At 72.0% G+C, this 5,284-nt stretch carries 5 protein-coding genes; 2 read left to right on the forward strand and 3 right to left on the reverse strand.

The features are described from left to right. On the forward strand, window positions 1–922 hold a 922-nt coding region (locus tag P1P70_RS40070; protein ID WP_319246738.1), incomplete at its 5' end, for an ATP-dependent helicase C-terminal domain-containing protein. Here P1P70_RS40070 and P1P70_RS40075 read toward each other — a convergent pair. The 3 genes from P1P70_RS40075 to P1P70_RS40085 all read right to left on the reverse strand — a co-directional run bounded on the left by P1P70_RS40075 (window position 912) and on the right by P1P70_RS40085 (window position 4,017). After that, window positions 912–1,904, reverse strand: coding sequence for a DUF3068 domain-containing protein (locus tag P1P70_RS40075; protein ID WP_319246740.1), 993 nt, complete (start codon window positions 1,902–1,904; stop codon window positions 912–914). The genes P1P70_RS40070 and P1P70_RS40075 overlap by 11 nt on opposite strands. Window positions 1,905–1,926: 22 nt before the next feature. Continuing rightward, complete coding sequence (locus tag P1P70_RS40080) at window positions 1,927–2,061, reverse strand: SPW_0924 family protein (protein ID WP_107072277.1); 135 nt, start codon at window positions 2,059–2,061, stop codon at window positions 1,927–1,929. Window positions 2,062–2,223: 162 nt separating this feature from the next. Continuing rightward, window positions 2,224–4,017, reverse strand: a complete 1,794-nt coding sequence (locus tag P1P70_RS40085) for a lytic transglycosylase domain-containing protein (protein WP_319246742.1) — start codon at window positions 4,015–4,017, stop codon at window positions 2,224–2,226. A gap of 377 nt (window positions 4,018–4,394) precedes the next feature. Between P1P70_RS40085 and P1P70_RS40090 the strand changes: the two genes are divergently transcribed. Beyond that, complete coding sequence (locus tag P1P70_RS40090) at window positions 4,395–5,246, forward strand: DUF4184 family protein (protein ID WP_319246744.1); 852 nt, start codon at window positions 4,395–4,397, stop codon at window positions 5,244–5,246. The last annotated feature ends 38 nt before the right edge of the window (window positions 5,247–5,284 follow it).

The raw sequence follows: 5,284 nt of genomic DNA on the forward strand, positions 1-5,284 counted from the left end.
GGCCAAGGGGGGCGGCGGGTCGTACCTGATGGTCTCCGGGACCCGTGCCGAGGTGCCGGAGGCGTCCGGGTTGCGAGGGGTGTCCTGGATCGCCGTCGCTGTCGCCGACCGGGCGGTGGGGAGCGGGCACGCGCGCGTGCGGCTCGGGGTCGCGATCGACGAGGGGATCGCCCGGGAGGCGGCCGGGGGGCTGTACCGGCGGGACGAGGAGGTCGCGTGGCGGGACGGGGACGTGGTGGCTCGGCGGGTGGAGCGGCTGGGTGCGGTGGAGCTGGCGGTGCGGCCGTCGCGTGAGGCGGCGCCCGCACGCGTACGGGAGGCCTTGCTGGAGGGGCTGCGGGACGAGGGGTTCGGCCTGTTGCGGTGGTCCCCGGACGCGGCGGGGTTGCGGCAGCGACTGGCGTTCCTGAGGGAGCGGCTCGGTGAACCGTGGCCCGATGTGTCCGACGGCGCCCTGCACGCGCGCGTGGAGGAGTGGTTGGAGCCCGAGCTGAGCCGGGCCCGGCGGCGGGCCGACCTCGGGCGGATCGATGCCGGGCAGGGGTTGAGGCGGCTGCTGCCGTGGGCCACGGGGGACGCCGTACGGCTGGACGAGCTGGCGCCCGAGCGGATCGAGGTGCCGAGCGGGTCCCGGATCCGGGTCGACTACGCGCGGCCCGAACAGCCGGTGCTGGCGGTGAAGTTGCAGGAGATGTTCGGGCTGCGGGAGTCGCCCGTGCTGGCCGGGGTGCCCGTGCTGGTGCATCTGCTGTCCCCCGCCGGGCGGCCCGCCGCCGTCACCGCCGACCTCGCCTCGTTCTGGCGCGACGGGTACCGGGCCGTGCGGGCGGAGCTGCGGGGCCGGTACCCCAGGCATCCGTGGCCGGAGGACCCGGCGACGGCCGAGCCCACCCGGTACACCAACGCACGGCTCAGGCGTTGACCGGCTCCGACGCCGGGGGCTTCGCGGACTGCGGTGCGCCGGGCCTGCGGCCGCGGGCCTCGACGTAGAGGGCGAGGGCGAGGAGCAGCAGGCCCAGGCCCAGGAAGCCCCAGGGGAGGTAGGAGGTCATGAGGAGGACCAGCAGGCGCTGGGACGTGACCATGTCGACGGTGTGTTCGATGTAGTCCTCGCGCATCTTCACGTGCCCGGCGAAGGCGGTCACCTTCTCGCGGTCGCCCAGGAGCGTGCCGCCGCGCAGTTCCTCCTTGTGGATCTCCTCGCCGTAGACGGGGGCTCCGGTGACGGGTTCGACCCAGAACTTGCGGACCGTGGTGTACCAGCGGGTGGTGCCGGTCTGCGCGACCGTCTCCCGGGTGATGCCCTCCACGGGCATGGTCCGGGGGAAGGGGACCTCGGTCCAGGGGATGGTCTGTTCGAAGTAGTAGACCTCGACGCCGCGGAAGTCCTGGGTGCCCTTGTAGTGGATGGGGGCGGTGATCCGGGCCTGGGCGTCGAAGTACTCGTAGTCCCTCTTCTCCGTGAGGAAGGGCCACTTGAACTCCAGGCCCCGGCGCTGCACGGGGTCGCCGTCGACCGACTCGCCCTTGGCGTGGACGGGTTCCTGGGTGTGGGCGTCGAAGATGTAGCGCTCGGGGATGCGGGAGACCATCTCGCCGTCGGGGCCCTGGACGTACGACAGGCCGTCCCAGACGACGACGTCCCGGTCGGTCGTCTTCTCGATCTCCTCGGAGGCCTCCACGTTGCCCTTGAGGGTCTGCACGATGGTGACCTTCGGGACGGTGCGGGCGGTCATCGTGGCGTAGTCGAGCAGGGTGGCGTCCTTGGCCTCCAGGACCATGTCCTGGTACTGGTTCGCCGGGATCTTGGCCAGGTTCGGGAAGGCGTACCAGCGCAGCAGTGGGGACAGCGCGGTGAAGAACACGGCGAGCGCGAGCAGGATCAGACCGGCCCTACGGCGCATCTCGGGCCTCCCTCCCTGGCGGTCACGGATGTGCGGGGACCGTCGTCAGCAGCGGCTTCGGTGACGTCTTCCCCGTCGGTGAGCCCAGCGCGGTGAGCGTGAACACCAGGGCGAAGGCGAGGGCGAGACCGGTGGCGGCGGCGATCAGGGCGCGCATACGGACCTCCCGACTACGGGCCCCCGGAACGGGAACTGATACTTCGTCAGATCCGGCACGGTAGCAACGAGCGGGCGAGATGAGAACACGTCGCGCACACACGACGGCGGCGCCCCTCGTGGAGGAGGGGCGCCGCCGGGGCCGTACGGACGGCCGAGGTGCCTAGGACTCGCTGGGGCTCGGCGTCGCCGGCTCGGTCGTGCCGGTCGGCTCCGTCGGCTGGGTCGGCTCCGTCGTCTCGGCCGGGGCCTCCACCTTCAGGTCGAGCGTGAGGATCGCGCCGCCCGCGGTCTCGATGCGGAGCAGGAACGTGCCGACGGCGTCGTCGGAGTAGAGCTTCGGGAGCTTGAGGGCACCGTCGGCGTCGGTCTCCAGGGCGGTCAGGGTGCGTACGGGGTTGCCCGCCGCGTCCTTGAAGTAGGGGCCCTTGTCGTTCGCGGTGGTGTCGGGGAGGGACTTGATCAGGGTCGCCCTGACGGCGACCTTGTCGGCGACCTCTCCCTTGTAGGTGGCCTTGACCTCGATCTGCTCGGCGAACTCGCCGTTCGGCACGCAGGTCAGCGCGGCCGTGCCGGTGCGGGCGAGGGCGTCGGCCCGGCGGGCGGTGACGGTGACCTTGTGGTCGAGGGCGGTCACGGGGCGGCCCACGACGGTGGACTTGACCGTGACGGTGCCGGTCTTCTCACCGGCCACGAGCGCCGGGGCGGTGGCCTTGCCCCCGCTGTCGGTGATGACGACCGCCACCTTCTCGCCGCCGATGAACGTGGTGTCGGTGTCGCCCATGACGGTGAAGCGGACCCGGACCTTCGCGACGGCCTTGCCGGCCTTGGTCTCGGTGCGCGTGGCGAGCTTGCCGGTGAAGGTGTCCCCGGCCATGGCCGTGAGGTTGGACGCGCCCGCGTTCTCCAGGTGGTGCACGGTCTCCGTGGGGGTGGGCGGCTTCGAGGGCGGCGGTGTGGTGGTGGGCGGCTTGGGGGTGCTGCCGCCGCCGCCCGGCTCGTTGGTGCCCGGCTTCCCCGGCTTGGACGGGGTCGACGGATTCGACGGCTTGGGGCTGGGGCTCGTCGTGGAACCGCCGCCGTTGCGGCCACCGCTGTTGCCGCTGCCGGTGTTGTTGCTGTTGCCGCCGCTCGGCGTCCGGGGCAGGGAGCCGGTGCCGTCCGGGATCTCGTGGGTGCCCTTGCGGTAGTGCTCCAGCCACGTCATGACGGTGTTGTAGTACTCCGTCGAGTTGTTGTAGCTGAGGATCGCGCTGCGCAGGTTGGCGTCGTTCGACAGGTCCCAGTCGAAGCGGCACAGGTAGTGGCCGGCGGCGAGGGCGGCGTCGTAGATGTTGTTGGGGTCCTTGGCACCGTCGTCGTTGCCGTCGCGGCCCGCCCACTCCCAGGTGGAGGGGATGAACTGCATCGGGCCGACCGCGCGGTCGTGCGTGCGGTCGTCGTCGTAGGCACCGTCGTCGGTGTCGCTGATGTTCGCGAAGCCGTTGCCGTTGAGCGGGGGACCGAGGATCTTCTTGCCGGTCGTCGTACCCTCGGCGTCGACCCGGCCGCCGCTCGCCTGGCCGGACTCGACCTTGCCGATGGCGGCGAGAAGCTGCCAGGGCAGGTTGCAGCCGGGCTTGGACTGGCGCAGGGACGCCTCGGCCTTCTTGTAGGCGTCGAGGACGGTCGCGGGTATACCGCTCTCGGTGCCGCCGGTGCCGGAGGTGTCGCCCGGACCCGTCGTCGGGGTGGGGCTGTCGAGGGGCGGAAGGTCCGTGTAGTACCGCGAGTTGCCGGTGGCGGTGTCGTCGGCCTGGGTGCTCATCTCCGGGGAGGGCGAGCCCGTGGTCTGTCTGCCCGCGCCGTCGGTGGTCACTCCCGGGGCCTGGGAGGCGGCCAGCGCCGCTACCGTGGCCGCGGCCAGGGCGGTCGTGGCCGCCCCCTTGCGGAGCCTCAAACCGAACTGCGCCGCCATTGAGTGAACCCCTCCCGGTGACCGAACGCCTTGGCGTTCTTCCCGTCTCGTGATGTCTCGGGCATTTCTTCCGGTTACGCCGGACCGGCTTCCCCGCCCAGGTACACCGACTCCGGAGTTCCGGTCTTGGTTGCACTGTTCCGGGCATTCCTTTTCCGGAACTTCGGTGACCACCGCGCCGACCGGCACGACGGCCCAGGTGACCCTACGACAACTTCCGTCGCCCGGACACCCGTTCGTGCCCGATATTCACCGATTGGCCTTATCGGTTTGCTGTCGGTGGGCGCCTTCCGGAGGGCCGCACCCCTGTCGCGCATACTGGCGACCGGTCATCGCCGGTCGATCGGTCCGGCCAAAGTCCGTCACAGGGGGACGACTTGCCCTTCACACTCAGCCACGCGGCCGCCGTACTGCCCGCCCTGCGGGGCGACGGGACCGGGCGCGGTTCCCTGGTGCCCTCGGTGCTCGTGGCCGGTTCGTTCGCGCCCGACCTGACCTACTACGCGGCGAGCGTGCTGCCGGAGGCCATGGAGTTCGGCGATGTCACGCACTCCTTCGCCGGGGTCTTCACGGTCGACGTCGTCCTCACCTGGGCGCTGGTCGGACTGTGGCTGGTGCTCCGGGAGCCGCTGGTGGCGCTGCTGCCCAGGGGACGGCAGGGGAGGGTGGCCGCGCTGGTGCGGTGCGGGTCGGGGGCGCGGCGGATCAGCCCGTCGGTCGCGCTGTGGTGGTACGTCTCGGCCGTCCTCGGGTCGCTGACCCATGTCGTGTGGGACGCGTTCACGCATCTCGACCGGTGGGGGATGCGGCTCTTCCCCGTCCTCGGCGAGGAGATCGCGGGCTCGCCGCTCTACTGGTACCTCCAGTACGGCGGCTCCGCGGTCGCGGCGGTCGTCATCGCCGTCTTCGTCGTACGGGCGCTGCGCCGGCAGCCGGCGGGCGAGCCCGTGGGCGTGCCGGTGCTCTCCTCGGCCGACCGGTGGGTGGCGGTCGTCGTCATCGGCGGGTGCGCGCTGGTCGCGGCGGTGCAGCGGGTGGCCCGGTGGTGGGCGTACTGGGGGTCGGTCGCCAAGCCGTACGAGGTGATCCCGACCGTGTGCTTCGGGGCGGGCGCCGGGCTGGTGGTCGGCGTGGTCCTCTACGGCGTCGGGGTCAGGGCGCGGCGCCCGGCTCCTGCCGTTGCGGCGCCCGCAGTCGACGCGGAGGCGGACAGCTCGGTCCGTCGCTGAGTGCCGGGCGCCGCGCCCTGACCCCGACGCCGTAGAGG

Source organism: Streptomyces sp. MB09-02B, from assembly GCF_033794485.1.
GTDB lineage: Bacteria > Actinomycetota > Actinomycetes > Streptomycetales > Streptomycetaceae > Streptomyces.

Bases quoted from the DNA above. Each gene is read 5' to 3' on its own strand.
- P1P70_RS40080 (WP_107072277.1), bottom strand. From the start codon at position 2,061: ATGCGCGCCCTGATCGCCGCCGCCACCGGTCTCGCCCTCGCCTTCGCC.
- P1P70_RS40085 (WP_319246742.1), bottom strand. From the start codon at position 4,017: ATGGCGGCGCAGTTCGGTTTGAGGCTCCGCAAGGGGGCGGCCACGACC.
- P1P70_RS40075 (WP_319246740.1), bottom strand. From the start codon at position 1,904: ATGCGCCGTAGGGCCGGTCTGATCCTGCTCGCGCTCGCCGTGTTCTTC.